The organism is Mesorhizobium sp. B283B1A, from assembly GCF_020165735.1.
GTDB lineage: Bacteria > Pseudomonadota > Alphaproteobacteria > Rhizobiales > Rhizobiaceae > Mesorhizobium > Mesorhizobium opportunistum.
In genome coordinates, this window is the sequence record NZ_JAIUIQ010000019.1 from 104151 (window position 1) to 130055 (window position 25905).

23 protein-coding genes are annotated in these 25905 nt (G+C 63.6%); 15 read left to right on the forward strand and 8 right to left on the reverse strand.

The window, feature by feature from the left end:
• Position 1: 1 nt before the first annotated feature.
• From LB577_RS18150 to LB577_RS18165, 4 genes are all read left to right on the forward strand, one after another.
• Positions 2–1006 (forward strand): AAA family ATPase, encoded by a 1005-nt coding sequence (locus tag LB577_RS18150; protein WP_031250346.1) that lies wholly within the window; start codon positions 2–4, stop codon positions 1004–1006.
• Positions 1006–1935, forward strand: coding sequence for a DUF58 domain-containing protein (locus LB577_RS18155; RefSeq protein ID WP_224687737.1), 930 nt, complete (start codon positions 1006–1008; stop codon positions 1933–1935). The genes LB577_RS18150 and LB577_RS18155 overlap by 1 nt, the downstream gene beginning before the upstream one ends.
• Positions 1932–4754: a DUF4159 domain-containing protein gene (locus tag LB577_RS18160; protein ID WP_224687738.1), complete on the forward strand. Its 2823-nt coding sequence runs from the start codon at positions 1932–1934 to the stop codon at positions 4752–4754. Before LB577_RS18155 ends, LB577_RS18160 begins: the two co-directional genes overlap by 4 nt.
• Before the next feature lie 63 nt (positions 4755–4817).
• The gene (locus LB577_RS18165; protein ID WP_224687739.1) at positions 4818–6899 is read left to right on the forward strand and encodes a hypothetical protein; all 2082 of its coding nucleotides are present in this window, start codon (positions 4818–4820) and stop codon (positions 6897–6899) included.
• Between the two features lie 174 nt (positions 6900–7073).
• Here the strand turns inward: LB577_RS18165 and clpS are convergent, their stop codons facing one another.
• From clpS to LB577_RS18185, 4 genes are all read right to left on the reverse strand, one after another.
• Positions 7074–7379: an ATP-dependent Clp protease adapter ClpS gene (clpS, locus tag LB577_RS18170; protein ID WP_031258317.1), complete on the reverse strand. Its 306-nt coding sequence runs from the start codon at positions 7377–7379 to the stop codon at positions 7074–7076.
• A gap of 243 nt (positions 7380–7622) precedes the next feature.
• The gene (locus LB577_RS18175; protein WP_140574832.1) at positions 7623–7952 is read right to left on the reverse strand and encodes a hypothetical protein; all 330 of its coding nucleotides are present in this window, start codon (positions 7950–7952) and stop codon (positions 7623–7625) included.
• A gap of 152 nt (positions 7953–8104) precedes the next feature.
• A complete protein-coding gene (locus LB577_RS18180; protein ID WP_013893443.1) occupies positions 8105–8407 on the reverse strand; it encodes a hypothetical protein in 303 nt (100 codons plus the stop codon).
• 38 nt (positions 8408–8445) lie between these two features.
• Positions 8446–8745, reverse strand: coding sequence for a hypothetical protein (locus tag LB577_RS18185; RefSeq protein ID WP_013893442.1), 300 nt, complete (start codon positions 8743–8745; stop codon positions 8446–8448).
• Positions 8746–9045: 300 nt separating this feature from the next.
• Between LB577_RS18185 and LB577_RS18190 the strand changes: the two genes are divergently transcribed.
• Together LB577_RS18190 and LB577_RS18195 are read left to right on the forward strand one after the other, a co-directional pair.
• Positions 9046–9765: a response regulator gene (locus LB577_RS18190; protein WP_224687740.1), complete on the forward strand. Its 720-nt coding sequence runs from the start codon at positions 9046–9048 to the stop codon at positions 9763–9765.
• A complete protein-coding gene (locus tag LB577_RS18195; protein ID WP_224687741.1) occupies positions 9762–11171 on the forward strand; it encodes an ATP-binding protein in 1410 nt (469 codons plus the stop codon). Before LB577_RS18190 ends, LB577_RS18195 begins: the two co-directional genes overlap by 4 nt.
• A gap of 69 nt (positions 11172–11240) precedes the next feature.
• Here the strand turns inward: LB577_RS18195 and LB577_RS18200 are convergent, their stop codons facing one another.
• The 4 genes from LB577_RS18200 to LB577_RS18215 all read right to left on the reverse strand — a co-directional run bounded on the left by LB577_RS18200 (position 11241) and on the right by LB577_RS18215 (position 14667).
• Positions 11241–11474 carry a hypothetical protein gene (locus LB577_RS18200; protein ID WP_224687742.1) on the reverse strand — a complete coding sequence of 78 codons (234 nt, stop codon included), beginning with the start codon at positions 11472–11474 and terminating at the stop codon, positions 11241–11243.
• Positions 11475–11561: 87 nt separating this feature from the next.
• Entirely contained in the window at positions 11562–12743 is a 1182-nt protein-coding gene (gene choV / locus LB577_RS18205) for a choline ABC transporter ATP-binding protein (RefSeq protein WP_013893438.1), read from the reverse strand.
• A complete protein-coding gene (choW, locus tag LB577_RS18210; RefSeq protein ID WP_224687743.1) occupies positions 12740–13594 on the reverse strand; it encodes a choline ABC transporter permease subunit in 855 nt (284 codons plus the stop codon). The genes choV and choW overlap by 4 nt, the downstream gene beginning before the upstream one ends.
• Positions 13595–13731: 137 nt before the next feature.
• Positions 13732–14667, reverse strand: coding sequence for a choline ABC transporter substrate-binding protein (locus tag LB577_RS18215; protein ID WP_224687744.1), 936 nt, complete (start codon positions 14665–14667; stop codon positions 13732–13734).
• A gap of 380 nt (positions 14668–15047) precedes the next feature.
• On the opposite strand from LB577_RS18215, the gene LB577_RS18220 reads away from it, so the two are divergent.
• The 9 genes from LB577_RS18220 (at position 15048) to LB577_RS18260 (ending at position 25803) form a co-directional block, all read left to right on the forward strand.
• The gene (locus LB577_RS18220) at positions 15048–15659 is read left to right on the forward strand and encodes a thymidine kinase (RefSeq protein ID WP_023779565.1); all 612 of its coding nucleotides are present in this window, start codon (positions 15048–15050) and stop codon (positions 15657–15659) included.
• A gap of 123 nt (positions 15660–15782) precedes the next feature.
• On the forward strand, positions 15783–16172 hold the full coding sequence (locus LB577_RS18225) for a c-type cytochrome (RefSeq protein ID WP_224687745.1): 390 nt from the start codon (positions 15783–15785) through the stop codon (positions 16170–16172).
• Positions 16173–16484: 312 nt separating this feature from the next.
• Positions 16485–17573 (forward strand): hypothetical protein, encoded by a 1089-nt coding sequence (locus LB577_RS18230; RefSeq protein WP_224687746.1) that lies wholly within the window; start codon positions 16485–16487, stop codon positions 17571–17573.
• Positions 17574–17617: 44 nt separating this feature from the next.
• Positions 17618–18763, forward strand: a complete 1146-nt coding sequence (locus tag LB577_RS18235; RefSeq protein WP_224687747.1) for a hypothetical protein — start codon at positions 17618–17620, stop codon at positions 18761–18763.
• Positions 18764–18787: 24 nt separating this feature from the next.
• A complete protein-coding gene (locus tag LB577_RS18240) occupies positions 18788–20692 on the forward strand; it encodes an AAA family ATPase (RefSeq protein WP_224687748.1) in 1905 nt (634 codons plus the stop codon).
• A gap of 61 nt (positions 20693–20753) precedes the next feature.
• Complete coding sequence (locus LB577_RS18245; RefSeq protein ID WP_224687749.1) at positions 20754–21164, forward strand: endonuclease domain-containing protein; 411 nt, start codon at positions 20754–20756, stop codon at positions 21162–21164.
• Positions 21165–21231: 67 nt separating this feature from the next.
• Positions 21232–22533, forward strand: a complete 1302-nt coding sequence (locus LB577_RS18250) for a DUF6638 family protein (protein ID WP_224687750.1) — start codon at positions 21232–21234, stop codon at positions 22531–22533.
• Between the two features lie 103 nt (positions 22534–22636).
• Complete coding sequence (locus LB577_RS18255) at positions 22637–23755, forward strand: DUF2333 family protein (RefSeq protein WP_224687751.1); 1119 nt, start codon at positions 22637–22639, stop codon at positions 23753–23755.
• Positions 23756–24123: 368 nt separating this feature from the next.
• The gene (locus LB577_RS18260) at positions 24124–25803 is read left to right on the forward strand and encodes a formate--tetrahydrofolate ligase (protein ID WP_224687752.1); all 1680 of its coding nucleotides are present in this window, start codon (positions 24124–24126) and stop codon (positions 25801–25803) included.
• The last annotated feature ends 102 nt before the right edge of the window (positions 25804–25905 follow it).

Here is a 25905-nt window from a genome sequence, read left to right on the forward strand (position 1 = left end):
AATGAGCGTAATGGTCAAGGAAAGCCCAATCAGCGAAAAGGACATGATCGCCGAGGCCGAAAAGGCGCTTGCCGACATCTCCAGAATTCGCGACGGGGTCGGCCGGGTCATCTTCGGCCAGGAGAATGTCGTCGAGCGCACGCTGGTGGCGCTGTTGGCCGGCGGCCATGCGCTACTGGTCGGCGTGCCCGGCCTTGCCAAGACCAAGCTGGTGGAGACACTGGGTGTCGTGCTCGGCCTCGATTCGCGCCGCATCCAGTTCACGCCCGACCTGATGCCGTCCGACATCCTCGGCTCCGAAGTGATGGAGCAGGACGAATTCGGCAAGCGCTCCTTCCGCTTCATTTCCGGACCGATTTTCGCCCAGCTTTTGATGGCCGACGAGATCAACCGCGCCTCGCCGCGCACCCAGTCGGCACTGCTGCAGGCAATGCAGGAGTACCACGTCACCATTGCCGGCGCCCGTCACGACCTGCCGGCGCCCTTCCATGTGCTGGCGACGCAGAATCCGCTGGAGCAGGAAGGCACCTATCCGCTGCCGGAAGCCCAGCTCGACCGCTTCCTGATGCAGGTCGACATCCTCTATCCCGAAATCGAGGCCGAGCGCCGCATTCTTCTGGAAACCACCGGCGTCGAGGACGCCAAGGCGCAGAACGTGCTGCAGCCGGCGCGGCTGAAGGAGATCCAGACGCTGATCCGCCGCATGCCGGTGCCCGAAAGCGTCGTCGAGGCGATCCTGACCCTGGTGCGCTCGGCGCGCCCGGGCCAGGGCAATGCCGAGACCGACAAGCTTGTCGCCTGGGGTCCAGGCCCGCGCGCCAGCCAGGCGCTGATGCTGTGCACGCGGGCGCGGGCGCTCTACGATGGGCGGTTGGCGCCCTCGGTCGACGATGTGCGGGCGCTGGCCGAGCCGGTGCTGCAGCATCGCATGGCGCTGACGTTCGCCGCCCGCGCCGAAGGCACCAGCGTGCGCGATGTCGTGGCGAAGCTTGTGAAAGGGATTTGATGGCGCGCATCGGCGAGGTCCAGGCTCCGGCGGCGACGCGCGACGCGCTCGCCCGTGGCCGGTTGCGGGCTTCGCTTGTGCCAGACCTGCTGGTCGAGGCACGCCGCATCGTCAACACCGTGATCGCCGGCTGGCACGGCCGCCGCAAACGCGGCATCGGCGAGAATTTCTGGCAGTTCCGGCCCTATGTCGAAGGCGACTCCTCACGCATAGACTGGCGCCGCTCGGCACGCGACGACCATACCTATGTGCGCGACCGCGAATGGGAGGCCGCTCATACGGTGTGGCTGTGGGCCGACCCTTCGCCATCCATGCTTTACAAGTCGACCGGCGCCAGCGTTTCCAAGCAATCGCGCGCCTTGGTGCTCACGCTTGCCATGGCCGAACTTTTGTCGCGCAGCGGCGAGCGCATCGCCTGGCCGGGGCTGACCGATCCGTTCACCGCGCGCAACGGCGCCGAACGCATCGCCGCCCAGCTCATGCATGCCGGCGAGCTGCCGGCAAAACCCGACCTCACGGATATCAGGCGCTTTTGCGACATCGTCATCGCCAGCGATTTCCTCGATCCGGTGGAGGAAACGATGGCCTGGCTCGACGTGCTGGCCCGCCACGGCGTGCGAGCGCATCTGATCGAGGTCGCCGACCCGGCCGAGGAGACCTTCCCCTACGCCGGCCGCACCGAGTTCACCGATCCCGAGACCGGCGAAAAATTGACGGCCGGGCGCGCCGAAATGCTCGCCGACGAATACCGCCTGCTCTACACTGCCCGCCGCCAGGAACTGGCCGGCTGGTGCAAGCGGCTCGGTTGGAGCTTCACCGTCAACCACACCGATCGGCTGGCCTCCGACGCGCTGGTGCGCCTGCACATGGCGATGACTGCCGAAGGCGGGCATGCCGGTGGCGGTCGTGCCGGAAAGGCGGTCGCATGAGCTGGCTGCCGCTCTCCTTCGGCGCTCCCATGGTGCTGTGGGGCCTGCTGGCGTTGCCGGTGATCTGGTGGCTGCTCAGGCTGACGCCGCCCAAGCCGCAGACCGAAGTGTTCCCGCCGCTGAATATCCTGGCCCGTGTGCTGAAACGCGAGGAGACCCCGCAGCAGAGCCCATGGTGGCTGACGCTGCTCAGGCTCTTGATGGCGGCCCTCATCGTGGCCGCCTTGGCCGAACCGGTTTTCAACCCGCGCGAAAAACTGGCGGCCGAGGGAGCAGCACTTGCACTGGTCATCGACAATGACTGGGCCAGCGCCGCCGACTGGAACAAACGTGTCGCCACCGCCGAGCGGCTGATTAGCGATGCCGGTTCGAACGGCGTGCCGGTCATCATCGCCTTCACCGCCGAAAAGCCCAATGCCGAGATCGGCCCTTTCGATGCCGCTTCGGCGCTCAACCGGCTGCGCGCGGCCAAGCCGCGGCCGATCCCGACCGACCGGCCCGCCGTCTATGCCCGTGTCGCCGGCGTGCTGGAGACCGTGCCCGGTTCCAGCGTCGCCGTGCTTGCCGATGGCCTGGCGGCCAAAGGCGATGAAGCCGCCTTCAACACGCTGTTGTCGAAAAATGCCGCCCGCGTCGTCTGGGCAACCGCCGACCGGCTTTCGCTGACCGGCCTCACCGCCGCCGACAACCAGGTCGACGGCTTCGCACTGACCGCCATTCGTGCGCCGGGCGACCCTGCACCGGGCCAGGTCACCGCCGGTGCTTTCGACGACAAGGGCCGCCGCATCGCCGATGCGACGCTGACCTTCGCACCGGGCGAGGCGACTGCCACCGGCACCATGACGGTGCCGTTCGAGCTGCGCAACGACTTCGCCTCGATCGCGCTCGACGGCGAGCGCCACGCCGGCGCCGTGCGCGTGCTCGATGAAAACTCCAAGCGTCGCCGTGTCGGGCTGTTGTCACAGGCCGAGGCCGACCAGGCGCAGCCGCTGCTGTCGCCGCTCTACTACATCAGGCGCGCGCTGCAGCCCTTCGCCGATCTGGTCGAACCCTCAAGCGCCGATCTTGCCGACGCCATCCCGCAGATCCTCGACCAGAAGCCGGCGATGATCATCATGGCCGATATCGGCACCATTCCCGAGCAGGTCCGGCCAAGGCTGGTCGATTGGGTCGAAAAAGGCGGCACGCTGGTGCGTTTCGCCGGCCCGCGGCTGGCCGCCGCCGGCAATGACGATGACCTGCTGCCGGTGCGCCTGCGCACCGGCGAGCGTTCGCTCGGCGGCGCCTTGTCATGGACGTCGCCGCAGCCGGTCACCGAATTCCCCAAGGCCGGTCCGTTCGCCGATCTGGCGCCACCCACCGAAGTCACCGTGAGCCGGCAGGTGCTGGCGGAGCCGACGCCCGATATCGTCGAGCGCACCTGGGCCGCACTTGCCGACGGCACGCCGCTGGTCACCGGGCTGAAGAAGGGCAAGGGCACGCTGGTCCTGTTCCATATCACGCCGGAGGCGACATGGTCGAACCTGCCGATCTCCGGCAGCTTCGTCGAGATGCTGCGCCGCATCGTCCAGCTGTCGCGCAACCAAGGCGCTGCGATCGCCAACGCCGAAGCCGCCGCCACCTCGCTCGCGCCCTATCGCATGATAGCGGCCGACGGCTCGCTGGTGCCGCCGACGCCGGATGCACGGCCGCTGGTGCCGGGCGCCGGTACACTGCCGGTGACCTTCGAGAACCCGCCCGGCCTCTACGGTTCCGAGACTGGCGTCTTCGCTCACAACCTGCTCGATGCCGCAAGCACGCTGACCCCGCTGGCGCGCCCGCAAATCACCGTGCCGGTCACCACGATCCAGTATGCCTTCGACGAATCGCGCAATCTGAAGGGCGGGCTGGTTGCCGCCGCTTTGATACTGATGCTGCTCGACACGCTGGCGGTGTTGTGGATGGGCGGCCTGTTTTCGCGCCGGCCGCGACGCGCCGGCGCGGTGGCGACCACCGCCGCGATCCTGATCGCGCTCGGCGCTTTGTTCGGTCATGCCGACCTTGCCCGCGCCGACGATGCCAAGCCCGGCGACGAGGTGGCCATCGAGGCGATTTCCAAGACCCGCATCGCTTATGTGCTGACCGGCGTGCCGGGTGTCGATTCGATCAGCCGCGCCGGCCTCGAGGGCCTGACCCGCTTCCTGATCGAAAAGACCGCGCTCGAACCTGGCGAGCCGGCCGGCGTCGACATTTCGAAAGACGAGCTGTCGTTCTATCCCCTGATCTACTGGCCGATCGACCCATCCGCGCCGATGCCGAGCCAGGCGGCGATCGCCCGCATCGACGCCTATATGCAGCAGGGCGGCACGGTGCTGTTCGACACGCGCGACCAATTCGCCAACGGCATCGGCGCCGATTCCACCAGCCCGGCGACCGAACGGCTGCGCGACATCCTCGGCAGCCTCAACGTGCCGCCACTGGAGCCGGTGCCGTCGGACCATGTGCTGACCAAATCCTTCTTCATCCTGCCCGAATTCCCGGGCCGCTTCGCCGGCAGCCCGCTCTGGGTCGAGACATCGCTCGATGCCAGCAACGCCGACAACCGGCCCGTGCGCACCGGCGACGGCGTCTCGCCGATCATGATCACCGCCAATGATTTCGCCGGCGCCTGGGCGGTCGACGAGAATGGCGACCCGCTGCTGCCGACCGTGCCGGCCGACCCGATGCAGCGGATCTACGCGCTGCGTGCCGGCGTCAACATCATGATGTACATGCTGACCGGAAACTACAAATCCGACCAGGTGCATGTCCCGATATTGCTCGAACGGCTGGGGCAGTAAGATGATGCTGCTTGTTGCACGACTCGAGTGGATCGACCCTCCCCACAAAGGGGAGCGTAGGGCATGAACTGGTCGATCTCCTTCGAGCCGCTGATCTCGTCCTGGCCCTTGCTGGCCTTGGTGCTGGTGCCATTGGCGCTGCTTGCGCTCGTCGGCCTGTGGTTTCGCCAGCGCGGCGGCGTCCTGCGCTTCGTCGCCCTGCTGGCGCTCGCCGCCGCCCTCTTCAACCCGGTGTTCCTCAACGAGGAGCGCGAACCGCTGAAGAGCGTCGTCGCCCTGATCGTCGACCGCAGCCAGAGCCAGGACATCGGCGACCGCACCAGGCAGACCGACGAGGCGCTGGCCGGCCTGCAGCAGCGGCTTGGCCGCTTCAGGCAGTTCGATGTCCGCGTCGTCGAGGCCGGCAAGTCCGAAGCCGCCGAAGAGCGCACCGAGACGCGCCTGTTCGGCGCGCTGGAAGGCGCCTTCCGCGACGTGCCGCCATCGCGCATCGGCGGCGCCATCTGGGTCACCGACGGCGAGGTGCATGACGCGCCGCCCGGCGCGCCCGATTTCAACGCCCCGCTGCATGCCCTGATCACCGGCAACGATCACGAAAAGGACCGCCGTATCCGCTTCGAGAACGCGCCGCGTTTCGGCCTCGTCGGCAAGCCGCTCGATATGACCTATCGCGTCATCTCGACGGAAAACGAGACCGGTCCGGTCGATGTGCGCGTCTCGGTCAATGGCGAGCAGGTCGCGGTCGAGCATGCCGCCGTCGGCCAGGCGATGCCGCTGCAGGTGACCATCCCTGGCGCCGGGCGCAACATCATCGAACTCGCCATCGACCGCGAGCCGGGCGAACTGACCGACACCAACAACCGCGCCATCGCGCTGGTCGACGGCATCCGCGAGAACCTGCGCGTGCTGCTGGTTTCGGGCGAGCCGCACGCGGGCGAGCGTACCTGGCGCAACCTGTTGAAATCCGACGCCTCCGTCGATCTCGTCCATTTCACCATTCTGCGGCCGCCGGAAAAGCAGGACGGCACGCCGATCAACGAATTGTCGCTGATCGCCTTCCCGACGCGTGAGCTGTTCGTCGAGAAGATCAAGGATTTCGATCTCATCATCTTCGACCGCTACCAGCACCGCGACGTGCTGCCGATCCTCTATTACGACTACATCTCCGAATATGTCGAAAAGGGCGGCGCGCTGCTGATCGCCGCCGGCCCCGAATATGCCGGCGAAAGTTCGATCGCGCGTACGCCGCTGATGTCGGCCCTGCCGGCCATGCCGACCGGCGAAGTGGTCGACAAGGCCTTCTATCCGCGCCTCACCGATCTCGGCCAGCGCCATCCGGTGACCCGCGGCCTCGACGGTTCGGCCACCGAGCCGCCGCACTGGAGCCGCTGGTTCCGGACCATCGGTGTGCAGAACCCGCAGGGCGAAGTGGTGATGAAGGGCGCCGACAACCGGCCGCTGCTGCTGCTCGATCGCAAGGGCGAAGGCCGTGTCGGCATGCTTCTGTCGGACCAGGGCTGGCTGTGGGCGCGCGGCTTCGAGGGCGGCGGTCCGCATGTCCAGCTCTACCGGCGCATCGCCCACTGGCTGATGAAGGAGCCCGAGCTGGAGGAAGAGCGGCTGACCGCCGATGGACGCGGCATGGTGCTGGAGATCCGCCGCCAGACGATGGCCGACGACCCCGGCCCTGCGCAGATCATCACGCCCTCCGGCAAGACCTTGACCGTCAAGCTCGAGAAATCCGAACCCGGCGTCTTCCTCGGCAGCGTCGAGACCAACGAGATCGGCCTCTTCCAGGTTGCCAATGGCGACCTCACCGCGCTCGCCCATGTCGGACCGGTCAACGCACCGGAATTCTCGGATGTCATCTCCACCGAAAACCGGTTGAAGGCGCCGGCTGAAGCGACCGGCGGCAGCGTGCGCCGGTTGGCGTCATCCTCCGCCCTTGGCGGTGATGTGACGCTGCCCTCAATCGTGCCGGTGCGCTCGGCCGGCGAAGCCTCCGGCAGCGACTGGATCGGCCTGCGCACCACCGACGACAGCGTGCTCAAGGCCGTCTCGCGCGTGCCGCTGTTTGGCGGCTTCCTCGGCCTCGGCCTGCTGCTCCTGGCGATGGGCTCGATGTGGTACCGCGAGGGACGGTGAGCTTCCTTCTCCCCGTCACTATACGGGGAGAAGGTGCCGGCAGGCGGATGAGGGGCAGCGCCAGCCTTCGCGATCTTCACTACTTGCGTAAATGACCATTGTCGGCGCCGCCCCTCATTGTCCTGCCGGACATTTCTCCCCGTATAGTGACGGGGAGAAAAACGCTGTCGTGCCCTACTCCTCCGGCTCTGTCGTGAACAGCAGCGGGTAGCCCTTGGCCTTGCCGGCGTCGGTGGCCCGCGTCGCCTTGGTTTCGGCGACATCCCTGGTGAAGACGGCGACCACGCAGACGCCGCGCTGGTGGGCGGTGATCATGATCCGGTGCGCCTGGTCTTCGCTGAGCTTGAACTCGCCCTTCAGCACCGTCACCACGAATTCGCGCGGCGTGAAATCGTCGTTGATGAGGATGACCTTGTAAAGCTTCGGCCGCTCGGTTTGCGGCTTGACCTTGGTGCGCGGCTTTGTGGTGATTTCAGACATTGGAACCGACAGTTTCGCGATCGGGCTTCAGTCTGCATTTTGCCACGGGCGCCAGCGATCGTCCATTTTGATCGGCGCGCAACCCGATAGAGCAATTCCAGGAAAAGTGTGAAACGCTTTTCCGTCCGGAATTGCGTCAAAACAAAGGGTTAGAGCAGTTTACCGTTTCCATGAAACGGTGAACTGCTGCTAACCGGCATGACGCGACCGTCCACAATCATGTGGGCAGTTGCCGGCCGCGGTTCAACGGTCCTGGCGGCCGAAGATGTGGCGGCCTGAAGCTGGCCGCAAGCTGCCGGCATCCGCCCGGCGTTCCATCCAGGCAGCGATCGGCCACGCCACGACGCAGATCAGTGTCACGCCGGTGAGCATGATCAGCAGCCACGTCTGCGCCGGCGTGATGTAGTCCCAGTTGCTGGAGATTGCCGGTGCAAACAGCGAAGGCTCGGTGCGTCCGCTCGCCGGATCCGGCACCGGGCTGGCGGAAAACAGAATCAGCACCCTGGCGACACCGGTGGCAACGAGGCCGCCAATTGCCATCGAACGAAAAATGGACGAAAGCCGCTTCTTCATGCGGATTGTCCTACACGGCCGGCGTTGAAAACGGGTTTAATGCGATCAGGATATCTGGCTGGAAACCGGTGTTCAGCCGTCGACCGTTTTCCTGGCAGAAGGCCGCCCCAGCCGGTCTGCGGCTGGAACGGCCTCGCCAGAACTGAAACGGATCAGGGCTTCTTCGCAGCAGGCTTCGCAGCAGCAGGCGCAGCGGCAGCGGCAGCAGCCTTGGCCGGGGCCTTCTTGACCGGGCACTTGTGCTTCTTGGTCACCTTGCAGACGGCCTTCTTGGCGACCTTCTTCGGCGCAGCCTTCATCGGAGCAGTGGCAGCCGGAGCGGTGGTCGTGGTAGCCGGAGCGGTGGTCGTGGCAGCCGGAGCAGCGGTCGTGGCGGTTGCGGCATTGCCGAGAGCGGGCATCGCGAAAGCGAGAGCGACGGCGAGACCGGCGGCGGAAAGGATGGACTTTTTCATGGCTTCATTTTCCTTTTTTTGCGGGTCAAGTTCGAGTTTCACTGAACCGGGTCGTTCGGTGTCACTCCAAGCAGCTTCAAAGCGTTGGCGAGCATCCGGATGCCCTGCGCCTGTTTCTTGGCTGCGCAGTACCGGTTGCCCTTTCTCTGAAGTGCCTTTGCCGCGGTGACCTGCGTTGCCGTGGCATGTGTTTCGAGGGCTTCGTCAAATTGGTGGCTGAGATTGGCGCACCGTTCGCTCCGGGTGAGCGGCGCCTTTGCGTCCGATTGTCCGACAGCGGCAGTGACCAGGCCAAGGCCCAGCAACGCACCCAACAAACTGATCGACAACCTTGGCATTGGTTTTTCCGCGAACCCGGAGATTAGCGTCGCAGCCGATAACCTGACCGCCACGTCACCGTTATGCCGACCTACCTTTTCAGGAGTTTTTCCCGATTGTAGAATTTTGTTTCTGGATTGTGTCTGGCTGGCCCGGCTGGTGCATACCGCTCAAAAGTGGTTCCGGTTTCGGGCTTTGGTGTGGAGAAGGCGGTATTCGTTCTTCCTTGAAATGCAAGGCACTGGCCAACATATGGCCCGAATTCTATCGTGTGGCTCACCGGCCAAGAATGACTTGGCCGGCAACCGGGACAGGCACCTGTGAAATCCGATGCGCACATACTGATCGTCGACGACGACAAGGGCATCCGTGACCTGCTTCAGGAATTCTTCCAGAAGCGGGGCCTGCACACCTCGGTCGCGGCCGACGGAATCGAGATGGAAACGATCCTGCGCCGCGCGCAGGTGGACCTCATCGTGCTTGACGTGATGCTGCCCGGCAAGAGCGGGCTTGAACTGTGCCGCGACCTGCGCGCCCAGTATTCGACGCCGATCATCATGCTGACCGCCGTCACCGAGACGACCGACCGCGTGGTCGGCCTGGAGATGGGCGCCGACGACTATGTTCCCAAACCCTTCGACCCGCGCGAACTCCTGGCCCGCATCCGCGCCGTGCTGCGGCGCAACGGTTCTGCCGCCGAACCCAAGCGCGCCACCTCCAAGCAGATCTACCGCTTCGCCGGTTGGACGATGGACTGTTCGCGGCGCCGGCTGACCGCGCCCGACGATGTCAGGGTCGAACTGACGATGGCCGAGTTCAACCTGCTGCAGACCTTCGTCAAGAGCGCCCAGCGCGTGCTGACCCGCGACCAGCTCATCGAGCTTTCCGGCGGCGACAGCGACTATTCCTTCGACCGCAGCATCGACATCCTGGTCAGCCGGCTGCGGCGCAAGATGGAAGACGACCCAAAGACGCCGAAACTGATCCTCACGGTGCGAAGCGGCGGCTATCAGTTCCTGCCCGAGACGATCTCCGAATGAGACGTTTCCTGCCGCAGACCTTGCCTGTCTGGGTGCTGCTGATCGTCATTGCCGGCCTGCTGATCAGCCAGGTCGCGACCCTCTACATCGTGTCGCGCGACCGTGCCGCCGCCAACGACGTGGTCGATCTCTACCGCCTCAACGACCGCGCCTTCTCGCTGGTCCAGCTGATGCATGACGCCACGCCGGAGGAGCGCAAGGCAACCGCGACCGGCCTGTTCAATTCGACTTATGCGCTGACCGTCTCGGACACGCCCGCGGTCACCTCCTCGATCGCCGGCGACGACGAACTGGCCGAGCTCGAGGACATCCTCGTCGGCCGGCTGTCGAAGTTCGGCATCACCGACGCGCGCGTGCGGCGCGACCCGGCGACGCGCGAGGCCGACGACGCCGGCGGCACCGAGCCGGGGGCCGATATCGGCCAGGTCGAGCGCGACCTCTTGGTGCTGGCCGCCGATTTCGCCCAGAGCGACAAGCTGACGGCATCGCTGCGCTTCGCCGACGGCCAGTGGCTGAACTTCACCGAGCCGATCACGCCCGTCGGCCCGATCCTGAGCGTCGACAGCCTGCCGCTCTATTCGCTGATCGCCGGGCTGGTGGTGATCATGTCGATCTGGTCGCTGCGCCGGCTGACGGCGCCCTACCGCATGATGGAAACCGCCGTGAACAGGATCGGCAAGGACCTGAAGAGTCCACCCATCGCCGAATCGGGCAGCCGCGAGGTCCAGGCCGCCGCCAGGGCGATCAACGCCATGCAGGCCAGGCTGCGCGAATATGTTGAGGACCGCGAACATTTGGCCGCCGCACTCGCGCATGACCTGCGCACGCCGATGACGCGGATGCGGCTGCGGCTGGAGCTGTTGCGCAAATCGGCGGTGCGCGAGGCGCTGGCGCACGATCTCGCCGACGTCGAGAGCATCGCCAGTTCAGTGATCGACTTCGCCACCTTCGAGGTGACCGAGGAGAAGAGCGAACGCATCGACTTCTGGTCGCTCGTGGAATCGATCGCCGATGCCTACCCGGACGTCTCCTTCGACAATGACGATACTCGCTCGCGCGGCTTGATCTGCATGGCTCGGCCGGTTGCGCTGAAGCGCTGCGTCACCAATCTGGTGCAGAACGCCGTCACCTACGGCAAGAAGGCGCATCTGAGCCTGCATCGTTCCGACCGCACGATCACCCTTGCCATTCGCGACGAAGGACCGGGCATACCGCAGGCCCAGATCGATGCCGTGTTCGGTTCCTTCGTGCGCCTCGAACAATCCCGCAACCGCCAGACCGGCGGCCTCGGTCTCGGCCTCACCATCGCCCGCAACATCGCCCGCGCCGCCGGCGGCGAGATCCGCCTGTCCAACCATCCTGCCGGCGGCCTGCTAACGGAGCTGCGCTTGCCGCTGGCGGCCTGACGCGGGTCGTCCAGAATGCCGGCCTCGCAAGAGGCGCGGCGATCAGGGATGGTCCCCGTTTGCCGATTTTCAACGGATGGCGGCGATTTTCCATGCCAGCAGGGCAATTATTGCCATCACGCTGGACAACGTTGCCCAACCGTGCCGCCCGAATGCATGCAAGACAAGCACCGCCAACGCGGCACTGACTGCCGCGAACGCCCCTTCGATATAAAAGAGCTGGTTTGCACTCAGCGGCGCACCGGTTGCCCCGCCGATCCTGAAGAATTCCAGGATCGATCGCATCGCGATCACAAGCAGCATGGCGAGCGCCGTTTGAGCGACCCGCGGTTTAGAAAACCAATTCCGAATCCGCTTCAAAGGGTCCTGTCCCTGCAAGAGCGCGCTCAACTACCGCCGCAGCACCGCGCTCAGCACATCCCTGATGCCGATGGCGCCGACGAAGCGGGACTGGTCGTCGAACAGTGCCACCGGTGCGGTCTGCGAGCGGTGCATGGCCAGCATCACCGTTTTCAGCGATGTGCCGGGATTGGCCCAGAACACTTGCGCTGCTTCCTCCGACTGGGCTTCGACATCGGCGCAGGACATCCACACCGCCGGCTTGCCGTCGCGTTCGGCCGCCGCCACCAGCCCGTGGTCGTCGATCTTGAAGCGCGTCGTCTTGCGCCGGTCGAGCCACACCCAGCCATTGTCGCCATGCTCCAGGTCGCGGCGGTCGCGCATCACGTTCCAGGCGGTCAGCACCGACAGCGGGTTCACATTGGCGATGAAGTCGCGGACATAGTCGTTTGCGGGACGCAGCACGATGTCTTCGGGCGCGCCGGTCTGGACGATGCGGCCACCTTCCATGATGGTGATATGGCTGCCGATCTTCAGCGCCTCCTCCAGATCGTGGCTGACGAAGATGATGGTCTTCTTCAGCTCTGCCTGCAGCTGCAGCAACTCGTCCTGCAGCTTGGTGCGGATCAGCGGGTCGAGCGCCGAGAACGGCTCGTCCATCAACAGGATCGGCGCTTCGGTGGCGAAGGCGCGCGCCAGGCCGACGCGTTGCTGCATGCCGCCCGACAGCTCGTGGGCGTATTTGTTCGACCACTGGTCGAGATTGACCAGCTTGAGCTGCCTGTGCACGCGCTCCTTGCGCTCGGCGTCCGGCACGCCGGCGAGTTCGAGGCCGAGCCCGACATTTTCCTCCACCGTGCGCCACGGCAACAGGCCGAACTGCTGGAACACCATCGCCACCTGCTTCTGGCGCAGGCGCCGCAATGTGGCCTGGTCGCACGTGACGACATCGACGATCTTGTCGCCGTCCTTGACCAGAACCTGGCCGCGCGACACCACGTTGAGCCGGTTGACGGCCCTGAGCAGCGTCGACTTGCCGGAGCCCGAGAGGCCCATCAGCACCGAAATCTCGCCCTCGTGCACGGTGAGGCTGGCGTCGGCGCAGCCCAGCACATTGCCGGTCTTCTCGAGGATTTCGGCGCGTGTCGCGCCCTTGTCGATCATCGCCAGCGAGCCGGCCTGATCGGCGCCGAAGACGATGTCGACGTTCTTGAAATCGACGGCGACGGTCATTTCTTGCCTCCAACGCCAATACGGGTCATCCGGTCGAGCACGATTGCAAGCACGACGATGGCGAGACCGGCCTCAAGCCCGAGATCGATGCGGCGCGAGCCGAGTGCGCGGTTGATTTCCGTGCCGAGACCGCCGGCGCCGATCAGTGCGGCGAACACCACCATCGACAGCGACAGCATGATCGACTGGGTCAGCCCCGCCATGATGGTGGGCAATGCCGAGGGCAGTTCCACCTTCCACAAAAGCTGGCTCTTGGTGGCGCCGAACGCCTCGCCGGCTTCGATGATCGACTTCGGCACCGAGACGACGCCGAGATGGGTGAGCCGGACCGCAGTCGGGATGACGAAGATGATGGTGACGATGAGGCCGGGCGCATTGCCGAGGCCGAACAGCGTCAGCACCGGGATCAGGTACACGAAGGTCGGCAGCGTCTGCATCAGGTCGAGCACCGGCAGCATGATGCGGTAGACCTTGGGCTTGTGCGCCGCCCAGATGCCGAGCGGCACGCCGATGGCCATCGCCATGGCGGCGGCCGCCACGACCAGCACCAGCGTCTGAACCGTCTGCTTCCAAAGGTTCTGGTTGATGATGAAGATCAGGCCGAGGAACACGCCGATGGCGAGCGGTCGAGAGCGCTGCAGCAGCCAGGCGACGACAGCGATGACCAGCGCCAGCAGCACCGGCGGCACCATCAGCAAGATGCCGACCAGCCCGTCGAGCAGGAAATTCAGCCCATTCGAAAAGGCCCTGAACACTGTGTCGAAATTGTCTGTGAGGAAACCGAAGAACGCCTTTCCCCAGGCGCCGATCGGAATCTTGTGATCGACCATGAATTTCGAAATCGGATCCATATCGCCCCTCTCAGACGCGAAGCCGCCCTGCCCTCGGCCTCAGCTCTCGCAACGTCATCTTGTCACAGCATATGAAAAAGGGCAGCCTTTTCCAGTGGCTGCCCCCTTCTTTCGGCTACGCCGAAACAAAAGCCGGCTCAGCCTCCGAGCGCGGTCTTGATCGCGGCCGCGGCATCGCCACCGTCGAAGGTGGTCACGCCGGCGATCCATGGCTTGACGGCGTCCGGATTTTTCTTCAGCCAGTCGGTCGCAACCGTGTTGGCGTCGCCGCCTTTCAGGATGGCGTCCATCATCTGGCCTTCCATATCCAGGTTGAACTTCAGATTGGCGATGAACTTGCCGGCATTCGGGCATTCGGTGGTGTAGCCCTTGCGCGCGACGGTGTAGACGGTGGCGGCGCCGAAACCGCTGTCGCCCATGCCGTCGAGATAGGTGATCTTCATGGCGCCCATCACCGGATGCGGCGTCCAGCCGAGGAAGGCGATCCACTCATTGTTCTTCATCGACTGCTCGGCCTGCGTCAGCATGCCGGCCTCCGACGACTCGACCAGTTCGAAGCCTTCGAGATTGTCCTTCGGGTTCTTGATCATGTCGAGGATGATGCGGTTGCCGTCATTGCCGGCCTCGATGCCATAAATCTTGCCGTTGAACTTGTCCTTGAACTTGCCGATGTCGGTCAGCGACTTCACGCCGGCGTCCGCCACATAGGTCGGCACGACGATGCCGTAGCCGGCGCCGGTCAGGTTGGTGCTGATCGTCTCGACCGAACCGTCGGCGGTGTAGTCCTTGATGTCGTTGGTCATCGACGGCATCCAGTTGCCGAGGAAGACATCGAGATCCTTGTTCTTCATCGACGCCATGGTCACCGGCACCGACAGCTGGATCGTTTGCGGCTCGTAGCCGAGCGCGGTGAGCAGCACCGAGGCGACGCCGGTCGTCGCCTGGATGTCGGTCCAGCCGACATCGGAGAGACGCACGGCCTTGCAGCTTTCCGGATCGCCGGCAAACGCAGCACTCGTGGACAGGAAGGCCGCCAGGCCGAGGCCGGCGACGAAGGAATTCATACGCGACATAGACAGTCTCCCATTGTGATTCTTTGGCGAAGCGTAATTACGGTTTCTCTGCCCGCCTTGTTTCGCCAGCCAAACACCATTCTGTTGTGGTTTCAAGCGGTAAGGCAATCACGATCAACGGCGCGGAGTGGCCCATCAGCGACACGGTTGACGCTTTTGTTACGCGAGGCGGCTTTTTCAGGGGAATGCGGCGACGGCCCCTCCCCGCGCCGAGCCAAGTCGGCTTAAGGTCTGTTTAGATTCAGGTCAGGCCGCGCCGAAAATGGTGGGTTCCGAGAACCGAAGCGGAGCGTACTTTTCGTACGTGAGCATCGGAAGCGCAGGGAGCCGCCATTTGCAGGCCGGCCTCACCTGAGTATCAACAGACCTTACAGGGCAATATGGCCAAGCTTTACTTCCACTACGCGACGATGAATGCCGGCAAGACGACGATGCTGCTGCAGGCATCGTATAACTATCGCGAGCGCGGCATGACGACGATGCTGTTCGTCGCCGGCCACTACCGCAAGGGCGACAGCGGCCTGATCTCGTCGCGCATCGGGCTGGAGACCGAGGCCGAGATGTTCCGCGACGGCGACGATCTGTTCGCCCGCGTCGCCGAGCATCATCAGCGCAGCGCCGTGCATTGCGTCTTCGTCGACGAGGCGCAGTTCCTGGAGGAGGAGCAGGTCTGGCAACTCGCCCGCATCGCCGACCGGTTGAACATCCCCGTCATGTGCTATGGCCTGCGCACCGATTTCCAGGGCAAGCTGTTTTCCGGCTCGCGCGCGCTGCTGGCCATCGCCGACGATCTGCGCGAAGTCCGCACCATCTGCCGTTGCGGCCGCAAGGCGACGATGGTCGTGCGTCTCGGCCCCGACGGCAAGGTCGCCCGGCAAGGCGAACAGGTGGCGATCGGCAAGGACGTCTACGTCTCGCTCTGCCGCCGCCACTGGGAGGAAGAGATGGGCCGCGCCGCGCCCGACGACTTCATCGGCTTCATCAGGAACTGACCGGGATGGCAACCTCGCCCAGGCTTTGTGCAACCGGATCGGGCATCAATCCCGCCGCGATGCAGCGTTTGTTAAGGCGTAGGCCCTATAAGGCCGTCAGCCGGAACTCCCTGAGGGTCAGCCATGCTTCGAGCCGTCTCGTCAGCCAGCATCCTTCTGCTGGCCACCTCCATTGCCGCTTATGCCGGCGGCGATCCGGTGCAGGGCAAGCACGTTTTCAACAGATGCATCGCCTGCCATGAAGCAGCCACCGACCGCGACAAGGTCGGCCCGCATCTGATGGGTGTCGTCGGCCGCACTGCGGGCAGCGCCGAAAGCTTCCTCGGTCACTATTCGGAAGCCATGAAAAACGCCGGCGCCGCCGGTCTCGTCTGGGACGAGGCAAACCTTGCCGGATACCTCAAGGCTCCCAGGCTGAAGGTGCCCGGCAACAAGATGGCTTTTGGCGGCCTCGGCAGCGACGACGACATCGCCAACGTCATCGCCTATCTGAAGGCCGATCCCAAGCCCTGAGCAGCATGATGGCGCCGGCTGACGCCCGGCATGGAGCGGCTGCTGCAACTGGTTAGTTGTTGTCCGGCTTCAGGACCATCCTAATCGATGGAGACTGACTGCTTTGCCGGCGTGGAAGTTCAAAATCAGCTGAACTATGCTCGGCTCACCAGCTAATCACGCCATGACCACCGCTCCACTGCCTTTCAAGGGCACGGCGTGATATTTTGTTTTCGCACCGTCCCTGTCTTCACGTCTTTCAATCCCCTGGTGCCCCACATATATTCGCCGCTGTTCGCAACCAGCGACCTGATGCCGAAGCGGGAGGCCCCTATGGCGACATTGCAGAATTTCGATGCCGAAATTGCCAAGACCAAGCAGGTCGTCCAGGACATGCGCACCAAGATCGAGCAGTCCGGCACCGTGCTCGACACGCTTGCCACCGCCGACAAGAAGATCGGCGACGCCAATTTCGACATCGAGAACGCCCGCATCGAGGATGTGCTGAAGCAGCAAAAGGTAATGGAAGGCAATATCGCCGACCTGATCATCGGGCTGGAGGACGCCACCAACGTGTTCGGCGCCGAGTTCGAAAGCATGAAGAACTACACCGGCTGGGAAAACTTCATCGGCATCTTCTCCAGCCAGAGCAAGCAACGCATGCGCACCGACCGTGTCCGCAACATGTCGCTGGCCGGCAATCTGCAGGAGCTGCTGGCCAAGTCCGACACCATCGTCGGCATCCTGAAGGCGCAGAAGGAGGTCCTCGACCAGCGCTACAAGACCTCCGAGACAAGCCTGTCGCAGGTGATCGAGCGCCGCAAGGCCACCATGTCCAACCTCGAAACCGTGCAGAAGCGCATCGAGGAACTCAACCCGATGCTGCTCGACATCGAGAACAAGATCGCCGCTTCAATCAGCCAGAAGGACCGCACGCAGCTCGAAGGCGAGCGCTCCAAGCTCGCCACCGAATACAACGAGAAGCAGGCCAAGGAGCAGGAACTGCTGGCCGAAAGCCAGACGCTGGAGCGCTACACCTCGATGTTCCAGACCTTCGTGGATTCGCTCAACAACCAGATCGCGGCCCAGTCGACGCTGATCAACAAGCTGACCATCGATACCGAGCAGCGCATCGTGCTCTACAAGGCGCTGGAAGATTCGCTGAAGACCGCCGCCCAGCAGGACGTCGCCCACAAGATCAACACGCTGGGCAGCCAGGTCGACAACACCGCCGAGGAAACCATGGCCGGCATCGGTGCCGCCTCGCAAAAGCACATCGGCGACTTGCTCGAAATGCACGAGAAGAACATGGTCGCCAGCGCCGACATCCAGCGCCGCAAGAAGCTGGCCGACGACGCCTTCGCCCGCCGCTTCGACGAGGTGCTGAAGAAGCACAATTCGGCCGACTACGTACAGTCTTAATTGCTGCACTCGCCAGTGTCGCGTTCCGACTTGAGGCCAGTAGCATGACCCCCGAAAACGACGCGGCGGCGCGGTATTTCTCGGCAATCACAGCCGCGCTCAGCGGCTTGGAAGTGTTCATGCGCGACGACCGCTCGCCGCTCTACCGGCACGGCATCGTCGCCAAGATCGTCGCCGAATACATCGCCCGGCTCGACAAATCCTTCTCCTGCTGGCGCAACCGGCTGGGCTTCGTGGACACGTTCCGGATTTCGCGCGCCGAAAGCGGCTTTCCAGTGTTCCAGAACCTGCTCGAACTGGAAAATGACCGCCGCCAGGCGGACAGCCGGCTCGCCAACATCCCGCTGGCCGGCGAATTGCGCGAGGAGATGGCCGATTTCATCCTGCGCCACAAGGAATTCCCCGAGGCGCTGCAGAAGTCGATGGCCGAGCGGCTGTATCTCGAGGACGTCAAGAGCGAGCAGACCTTCGGGCCCTTCACCCTCGCGCAGACCGCCAAGGTCTCGGTCAACCCGAAGACGGCGCGGCCCTACTATCTCGTCCATTGGGCGACATTCGACGGCAGCGCCAACCTGCCCCTGGTTTACATGGTGACGGTGGAAGATTCCTCGGAAACCATGATCAGCCAGCTCGTCGACAGGAACGGCAAGCTCAACGACAAGGTCGACATTCCGCTGCCGGTCGATGGCCTGCTCAATCCGGAGCTCGCCCACCGTTTCGACGATTTCACCGAGAAGAATTCAGCCTACACCCTGTCGCCGGCGACGATCGCCGTCAACCTCGACAAGGATTTCGAGCCGCTGCACCCCAAGCAATTGCGCCGCGTCGTGCTCGGCCCCTTCTATTCGGCTGGTATCACGGACAACAATTCGACGGTGACCGAGGTGCTGGCCAAGGTGCGCAAGCCCGAGAATGCCTGGCTTTTGACCTGGACCATCCAGGAAGTCTATTCCAAGGCCGAGAAACCCGGCCGCAGGGGGCTGTTTTCGAGCGAGAAGACGACCCAGGAATTCTTCATCAACACTGACGATCTGGAGGCCGCGCGCCAGGGCGTGTCGAGCTACGAGAACCACGCGCTGATCCCGCACGAGGCCTACCAGGCGCTCTACGCCGTCGGCGAGGCGCAGAAGATCTTTTCCGGCTACAAGGTCCACATCCTGTCCAACGGACAGGTCATCTCGGACGTCTGACCGTCACACCACGGAGCAACCTTCATGGATACCGGCCTGACCACCATCCCGGAAGCGGCGATTGAGAAGCACCGCGCCACCGCGCAAAGTTTCATCACCCGCATAGTCGTGCTGGAGGATCCCTCGCGAGAATCCGGCACGGCGCTTGCCGGCACCAACCGCCGCTTCGTCTCCACCGTATCGGTGGGTTCGGTGCGCCGCACGCGCGAGGTCGAGCTGTCGAAGACAGTCGGCGCCGTCCATCCCGACGACCAGTTGCTCACCATCCCGCAGCACACGCTTCTGTTTCGCGCCCGGCGCGGCACTGCCATTGCCCTGGCCATATCGGATGTTTTCGCCGAAGGCTCCGACCTCGAAAGCCTGCAGGCGAAGAACACCCGCGCCCCGCTGGAGGGCGACGAGGCATCGGCCTTTAAGAAGCTGCTGTCGGCCTCCGCCTATATCTCCGCCTTCAGCCTGGCATCCTATCTGTTCCAGCTGATCGACAGCGACGGCGAGGCGCCCAACGACATCCCCGAACCGGATTTCCTGTTCGATACGCCGCAGGACGCGGTGAAGTCGATCCTGGCCGGGCTCGACAAGGCGATATCGGGCGCATCCGACGACGCCGACCTGATGACGCGCGCGCGCGCTTTCGCCCGTGTCGCCATCGATGGGCTGTTGGCGCGCAAGGGCCGCTTCGACGGCATCGGCCCGTTCGAGAACGCCCATATTCGCATCGACGCCGACGATTTCACCCTCGACGGCTTCGACGTCGCGCCCGGCAAGCGCTCCAAGCCGCTGGTGATGACATTCAAGACGCCCGAAGAGGTCGTCGGCAACCACATCGCCAAATACCAGTCGGTCAAGCTCGCCAAGATGCTGATGGCCTATGATTTCGAGCGCGAGCTGAACCCGTTCGTCGAACTCGGCGGTTTCCTGTTCACCTTCATCGGCGACGGCGCGCCCGGCACCGGCAAGACGACGCTGATCCAGATGATCGCCGGTCTCGTCAACGGCTACTGCCAGGTCGCCGGCTACCCCTTCGCCTACGAGAATTTCGGCGTCGACCAGATCTCGTCCTATCAGGGCAAGTCGGGCCAGAACTGCCGCCAGTTCATCAACAATGTGCTGAACCCGCGCGTCATTGGCTTCGGCACCATCGACGACATCGACCAGGTGGCCGCCAAACGCTCCGACGACCGCGCCTCCGCCGGCCAGCAGGAGATCACCGGCGTCTTGATGGACGCGTTCGCCGGTGCCGCCACCGTGGTGCGCGGCAACTGCTCGTTCGGCATGTTCTCCAACTATCCCGAAAATGTCGACGATGCGCTGCGCCAGCGCGCCGGCGCCCGCTGGCTGGTCGACGGGCCGCAGAGCCGCGACGACTACATCGACATCTTCGTGCTGCTCGCCGGCAAGAACCACAAGATCCCGCTCGGGGACCACGAACTCTACGCCGCGCAGGAAATCCAGCGCGCCGTGACCGAGGCCTACGAGGAGCACGAGAAGCCGCAGGAGGACGGCCTGATGAAGGTCTACGAGCGCTACATGAAGGAGAATGGCGCGCCCAAGACCATGGCCGACATCGGCACCTACCTGCACCTGATCAAGGACGCCGAGCCGCGCTTCACCGGCCGCGCCATCAAGAACGTCACCGACGCCATCAAGATGCGCGCCATGGACATCGAGCTTCCCGACGACTGGTTCGAGAAGCCGGAAGCCTTCATGCACAAGGCCTACGACGACAAGAAAGCCATGATCGAGGAACTGCGCGGGCCGTTCTCGATGGACATGGTCATGCAGGAGATCAACCGCTACGCCGACTCGGAATTCCGCTATTCCGACAAGTCCGACGACGCCGCCGTGGAGAAGCTGCTGCGCGACGCAAGACTGCGCGAGAGGGCGGCGCGCGAGATGGAGGAGATGAAGAAGAAGGGCAATTGGTGATCTTTTCCTTCTCCCCGTTTACGGGGAGAAGGTGCCCGAAGGGCGGATGAGGGGCAGCGTCATGCGTGGAAGAAATGAGCCAAAAGTTGTGAGAGCCCGCGAACTGCGGAAGGTTGAAAACGATGCCGAGGAACGTCTGTGGCACGAATTGCGTGGGCGGCGACTGAATGGCCACAAATTTGTTCGTCAACTGCCAATTGGCCCATATTTCGCGGACTTCGCCTGCCGCGAGGCCAACCTGGTTGTGGAAGTCGATGGCAGTCAGCATGCCAGTCGATCCGGTGATCGATACAGGGACGAGACCATGAACAGGAACGGCTGGTCAGTGTTGAAGGTATGGCACGCGGATGTCCTGACGGGCCGCAAGAGCGTCCTGGATACGATTGTTGCAGCATTGGATGGGCGGCTGGATCGCAAGATGATCGGTGTCGATGCGAAATTTCTGCCGGCTGCGGCGTTGGAGCAAGAATAATGACCGTGTGCGCCGCCCCTCATCCGCCCTTCGGGCACCTTCTCCCCGTGAACGGGGAGAAGGAAAAATGACCGCCAAAAAACCCGACCTTCTGCGCGACAACGAACTCATCTATGGCCGACTGCTCACCGTCGACGAGCCGCATCTCATCCAGCGCTACAACAAGGCGTTGGCCGCATTCGGCCTCAAGCCGACCAAGCTTGCGAGCTTCCAGATCGACCGCACCGGTTTCTCGCCTGAGATCGCCGATGAATGCGGCGACCCTGACTATCTCGATCCCAACGAGGTCAACCGCCGCTTCATCATCCTGACGCCGTCGCAGATCGACCTGCCGGTGGTGCACACCGCCTTCTCCAATACCTCGCAGCTGATGTTCGAGTTCATGTCCAAGAACCAGCGCGCCATCGATGCGCTGACCATCAAGGACGTCATCTACGGCGAGATCGAGGACACCGTTCCCAAGGTCAACGACATCGAGGACCTGCTGTCGATCAGCCAGATCGAGTTCAAGGTGCTTTCGGCCGAGGACGTGCTGGGCAAGGCGGCCGAACTCGGCAAGCTCGTCAACAGGCTGAAGCAGGAGCCGGATGCCTGGCGCGACAACGCCATCCTGAACCGCATGGTGGAGCTGGCGAAGATCTGCGGCGACATCCGTGAGAACGCTCTGGTGCCCGACCAGGTGATCTTCCGCCACAATGCCTACTGGACCAGCCATTTCGGCGGGCTCTACGTGTTCGTCGACCCCGACATGACGACGGTGATCAGCGACCCGGCCGCCCCCGGCTTCCGCCGCTCGCGGCCCTGGCAGGTCAGCTATCTCTCGATCAACGACGCCGACAAGGTGTTCAAATTCCTGGCCAGCACCGGCCGCATCGAACTGCCGCGCGCCTCATGGATCGAGTCGTCGGGCTATCTCGAGCACCGGGCCGAGATGGTGGTGCGCGCGCTGATCCGCGACGCCGAACCCGACCGCAACCTGACCGATGTCGACAAGGTCTGGCTGCAGACCTGGATCCAGAGCCATGCCGACCTGATCGCCAAGGACGGCAATTTCCCCTTCCTCAATGCCGCCAAGCGCGAAATCACCCAGCTTGGCCAACTCAAGATCGACGACGTGTTTCCCCAGCAGCGCTTCCTGGTGACCCGTGCCAAGCCGGACCACCCCGACGCATGGCTGACCAACCGGCTGATCTCGGATTTCGTACCGTCGGACTTCGTCTCGCGCTACATCTTCAACAAACAGGGCTTCTACAGGGACTATGACGGCTTCAGCGACGCCTGGCGATCGCATGTTGTGGACGTTCTGAAAACCACATATTTGAAGGACAAGGTGGCGTTTCGCACGCGCCTCTACGGTCTGACCGACTAGAATGAAATGACCCGTCATTTCGTTCTAACTTGTTGTTTTGGTGCATGTTATTTAAAAAGTCCGCAACTTTCTGACATTATGCTTTGAGGGGGTGACATAAGCCATGCTTGATCCGATCGTGAATTTCTTCACCCGCATTTTCCAGTGGATCGGCCGCGGCATCGGCCTCGTCATCGGCGTGATCTTGTGGCCTTTCCTGTGGGCCGGGCGCTGGTATACGCAGCGCGGCTGGATCCTCAAGGCGGTGGTCGGCCTGGCTTTGCTGGTGCTGGTCGGCCTCTACGCCAATTTCTTCTACGCCACCCAATGGTGGAGCAATTTCAACCCGACCTATCCCGACTCTTACACTTTCGAGAAGCGCAATGTCTCCGCCGGCGAGCAGGTCGCCGCCGGCAGCGGCACCGACACGGCCAAGACTTGCGGCAATTCCGGCATTGCCCAGGTGGCGGCGGATCTGATCGACTTCAACGTCAATCAGAACGCCTGGGTCTCGTCGATGATCCTTTACAAGTTCGGCCTGTTCGGCATCGACTGGGACGACACGCCCTGGATGGACAACAAGGCTTCGTTCCAGCGCGGCATCAACCAGGCGGTGCGGCGCACCGCGACCGAGCTTGCCGACAATCTTGGCCGCGTGCGCACCACCTCGCAGATCGATACCAATCTCCAGGATGCCCGCGGTCAGCTGCAGTATGACGAGTCCATCTGGTACATCAGCCGCAACGGCATGACCGCGACCACGCCCAGCATGTATCGCCGTGCGATGGGCAATCTGCGCTCTTTCAACGCTCGCCTCGCCACCTGCCAGGCGACCTTCGATGCCCGCGCCGACAATCTGAAGCAGTATATCGACCGCATTGCTTCGGACATCGGTTCAACCTCGGCCATCCTCAAGGAGCGTGCCGAAAACCACAACAATGGCTGGTTCGACACCCGCGCCGACGACCGCTACTGGTTCGCCTATGGCCAGCTCTATGCCTATTACGGGCTGATGAAAGGCGCTCAGGCCGATTTCGAGGATGTCCTCAAGGAAAAGCACCTGCAGAGCCTGTGGGACACGATGGATGCCCAGTTCGTCTCGGCTCTGAGGATCCAGCCCTTCATCATCGCCAATGGCCGCGAGGATGGCTGGCTGTTGCCGACACACCTGACGACGATGGGCTTCTACATCCTGCGCGTGCGCTCCAACATGGTCGAGATCAGCAATGTTCTGACCCAGTAGCGCTGAGCCGCAATGCATCTCGCCCAACAGTGGTCCCGGTTTTGGGAGAACGACATGCATAAGCAAAGGGCAAGCCGATGGCGGATTTGCGCCGTCGCCTCTGTCGCATTCGGTGCATTGTGCGGCTGTTTTGAGACGGCGGAAGCCTCCCTGCTCTGGCTTCTATACGGCGCGGCAAGCGGAGCCAGGAAGAACCGAGGACAGGTCGGCCGGCCGCAGAGGAATTTTCTCTAGAGGAAACATAGTTGCATGGAAGTTGACGCCACGGCAGCGAGAGGGTTAGAACATGCCCGCGCGCCCGGTTCCAACCTGTTTGCAATAGATATCAACCCCGTCCCCTCCACCGTCCAATCCAGAGGAAAGCCGTCATGGCCGAAGTGAAGTCCGACATCGAGATCGCGCGCGGCGCCAGGAAAAAGCAGATCCAGGAGATCGGCCAGAAGATTGGCATCCCGACCGAACACCTGCTGCCCTACGGCCACGACAAGGCCAAGATATCGGCCGAATTCATCAAGTCGGTGAAGGGCAACAAGGACGGCAAGCTGATCCTGGTCACAGCCATCAACCCGACCCCGGCCGGCGAAGGCAAGACCACCACCACGGTCGGCCTCGGCGACGGCCTGAACCGTATCGGCAAGAAGGCGATCGTCTGCATCCGCGAGGCCTCGCTCGGCCCGAATTTCGGCGTCAAGGGCGGTGCCGCCGGCGGCGGTTACGCACAGGTCGTGCCGATGGAGGACATGAACCTCCACTTCACCGGCGACTTCCACGCCATCACCACCGCGCACAACCTTTTGTCGGCGCTGATCGACAACCACATCTACTGGGGCAATGAGCTCGGCATCGACACCCGCCGCGTGGTGTGGCGCCGCGTCATGGATATGAACGACCGGGCGCTGCGCGAGATCATCTGCTCGCTCGGCGGCGTCGCCAACGGTTTCCCGCGCGAGGCCGGCTTCGACATCACCGTCGCCTCGGAAGTCATGGCGATCCTGTGCCTGTCGACCGACCTGAAAGACCTGGAAAAGCGCCTTGGCGACATCATCGTCGCCTATCGCCGCGACAAGTCGCCGGTCTATGCCCGCGACCTCAAGGCCGATGGCGCCATGGCCGTGCTCTTGAAGGATGCCATGCAGCCCAATCTGGTGCAGACGCTGGAGAACAATCCGGCCTTCGTGCATGGCGGCCCGTTCGCCAACATCGCGCATGGCTGCAACTCGGTCGTCGCCACCACCACGGCGCTGAAGCTCGCCGACTACGTCGTCACCGAAGCCGGCTTCGGCGCTGATCTCGGCGCCGAAAAATTCTTCGACATCAAGTGCCGCAAGGCGGGCCTCAAGCCGGCGGCCGCCGTCATCGTCGCCACCGTGCGCGCCATGAAGATGAATGGCGGCGTCAAGAAGGAAGATCTCGGCAAGGAAAACGTCGAGGCGGTGAAGAAGGGCTGCGCCAACCTTGGCCGCCACATCGAGAACATCCGCCAGTTCGGCGTGCCGGCGGTGGTTGCCATCAACCACTTCTATTCCGACATCGACGCCGAGATCCAGGCGATGAAGGACTATGTCGCCTCGATGGGCGAAGAAGCGATCCTGTGCAAGCACTGGGCCCACGGCTCGGCCGGCATCGAGGATCTCGCCAACAAGGTGGTGGCGCTGGCCGAATCCGGCGCCTCGCAATTCGCGCCGCTCTATCCCGATGCCATGCCGCTGTTCGAGAAGATCAATACCATCGTCCAGCGCATCTATCGCGGCTCCGAAGCGATCGCCGACAAGTCGGTGCGCGACCAGCTCAAGGCCTGGGAAGACGCCGGCTACGGCAACCTGCCGGTCTGCATGGCCAAGACCCAGTACTCGTTCTCGACCGACCCGAACCTGCGCGGTGCGCCGACAGGCCACACCGTGCCGGTGCGCGAGGTCAGGCTTTCGGCCGGTGCCGGCTTCGTCGTCATCATCTGCGGCGAGGTCATGACCATGCCCGGGCTGCCCAAGGCACCGTCGTCGGAAAAGATATTCCTCAACGAGGCCGGCCAGATCGAAGGCCTGTTCTGAGCAATTCCAGGAAAAGTGTGAAACGGTTTTCCGTCCGGAATTGCGTCAAAACAAAGAGTTAGACCCGTCTCCACAATCGAAGAAGGGGGCCCCCGCGCGGCG

Coding starts and splice junctions, on each gene's coding strand:
- LB577_RS18150 (WP_031250346.1), top strand. CDS start 2: ATGAGCGTAATGGTCAAGGAAAGCCCAATCAGCGAAAAGGACATGATC.
- LB577_RS18155 (WP_224687737.1), top strand. CDS start 1,006: ATGGCGCGCATCGGCGAGGTCCAGGCTCCGGCGGCGACGCGCGACGCG.
- LB577_RS18160 (WP_224687738.1), top strand. CDS start 1,932: ATGAGCTGGCTGCCGCTCTCCTTCGGCGCTCCCATGGTGCTGTGGGGC.
- LB577_RS18165 (WP_224687739.1), top strand. CDS start 4,818: ATGAACTGGTCGATCTCCTTCGAGCCGCTGATCTCGTCCTGGCCCTTG.
- clpS (WP_031258317.1), bottom strand. CDS start 7,379: ATGTCTGAAATCACCACAAAGCCGCGCACCAAGGTCAAGCCGCAAACC.
- LB577_RS18175 (WP_140574832.1), bottom strand. CDS start 7,952: ATGAAGAAGCGGCTTTCGTCCATTTTTCGTTCGATGGCAATTGGCGGC.
- LB577_RS18180 (WP_013893443.1), bottom strand. CDS start 8,407: ATGAAAAAGTCCATCCTTTCCGCCGCCGGTCTCGCCGTCGCTCTCGCT.
- LB577_RS18185 (WP_013893442.1), bottom strand. CDS start 8,745: ATGCCAAGGTTGTCGATCAGTTTGTTGGGTGCGTTGCTGGGCCTTGGC.
- LB577_RS18195 (WP_224687741.1), top strand. CDS start 9,762: ATGAGACGTTTCCTGCCGCAGACCTTGCCTGTCTGGGTGCTGCTGATC.
- LB577_RS18200 (WP_224687742.1), bottom strand. CDS start 11,474: ATGCTGCTTGTGATCGCGATGCGATCGATCCTGGAATTCTTCAGGATC.
- choV (WP_013893438.1), bottom strand. CDS start 12,743: ATGACCGTCGCCGTCGATTTCAAGAACGTCGACATCGTCTTCGGCGCC.
- choW (WP_224687743.1), bottom strand. CDS start 13,594: ATGGATCCGATTTCGAAATTCATGGTCGATCACAAGATTCCGATCGGC.
- LB577_RS18215 (WP_224687744.1), bottom strand. CDS start 14,667: ATGTCGCGTATGAATTCCTTCGTCGCCGGCCTCGGCCTGGCGGCCTTC.
- LB577_RS18220 (WP_023779565.1), top strand. CDS start 15,048: ATGGCCAAGCTTTACTTCCACTACGCGACGATGAATGCCGGCAAGACG.
- LB577_RS18225 (WP_224687745.1), top strand. CDS start 15,783: ATGCTTCGAGCCGTCTCGTCAGCCAGCATCCTTCTGCTGGCCACCTCC.
- LB577_RS18230 (WP_224687746.1), top strand. CDS start 16,485: ATGGCGACATTGCAGAATTTCGATGCCGAAATTGCCAAGACCAAGCAG.
- LB577_RS18235 (WP_224687747.1), top strand. CDS start 17,618: ATGACCCCCGAAAACGACGCGGCGGCGCGGTATTTCTCGGCAATCACA.
- LB577_RS18240 (WP_224687748.1), top strand. CDS start 18,788: ATGGATACCGGCCTGACCACCATCCCGGAAGCGGCGATTGAGAAGCAC.
- LB577_RS18245 (WP_224687749.1), top strand. CDS start 20,754: ATGCGTGGAAGAAATGAGCCAAAAGTTGTGAGAGCCCGCGAACTGCGG.
- LB577_RS18250 (WP_224687750.1), top strand. CDS start 21,232: ATGACCGCCAAAAAACCCGACCTTCTGCGCGACAACGAACTCATCTAT.
- LB577_RS18255 (WP_224687751.1), top strand. CDS start 22,637: ATGCTTGATCCGATCGTGAATTTCTTCACCCGCATTTTCCAGTGGATC.
- LB577_RS18260 (WP_224687752.1), top strand. CDS start 24,124: ATGGCCGAAGTGAAGTCCGACATCGAGATCGCGCGCGGCGCCAGGAAA.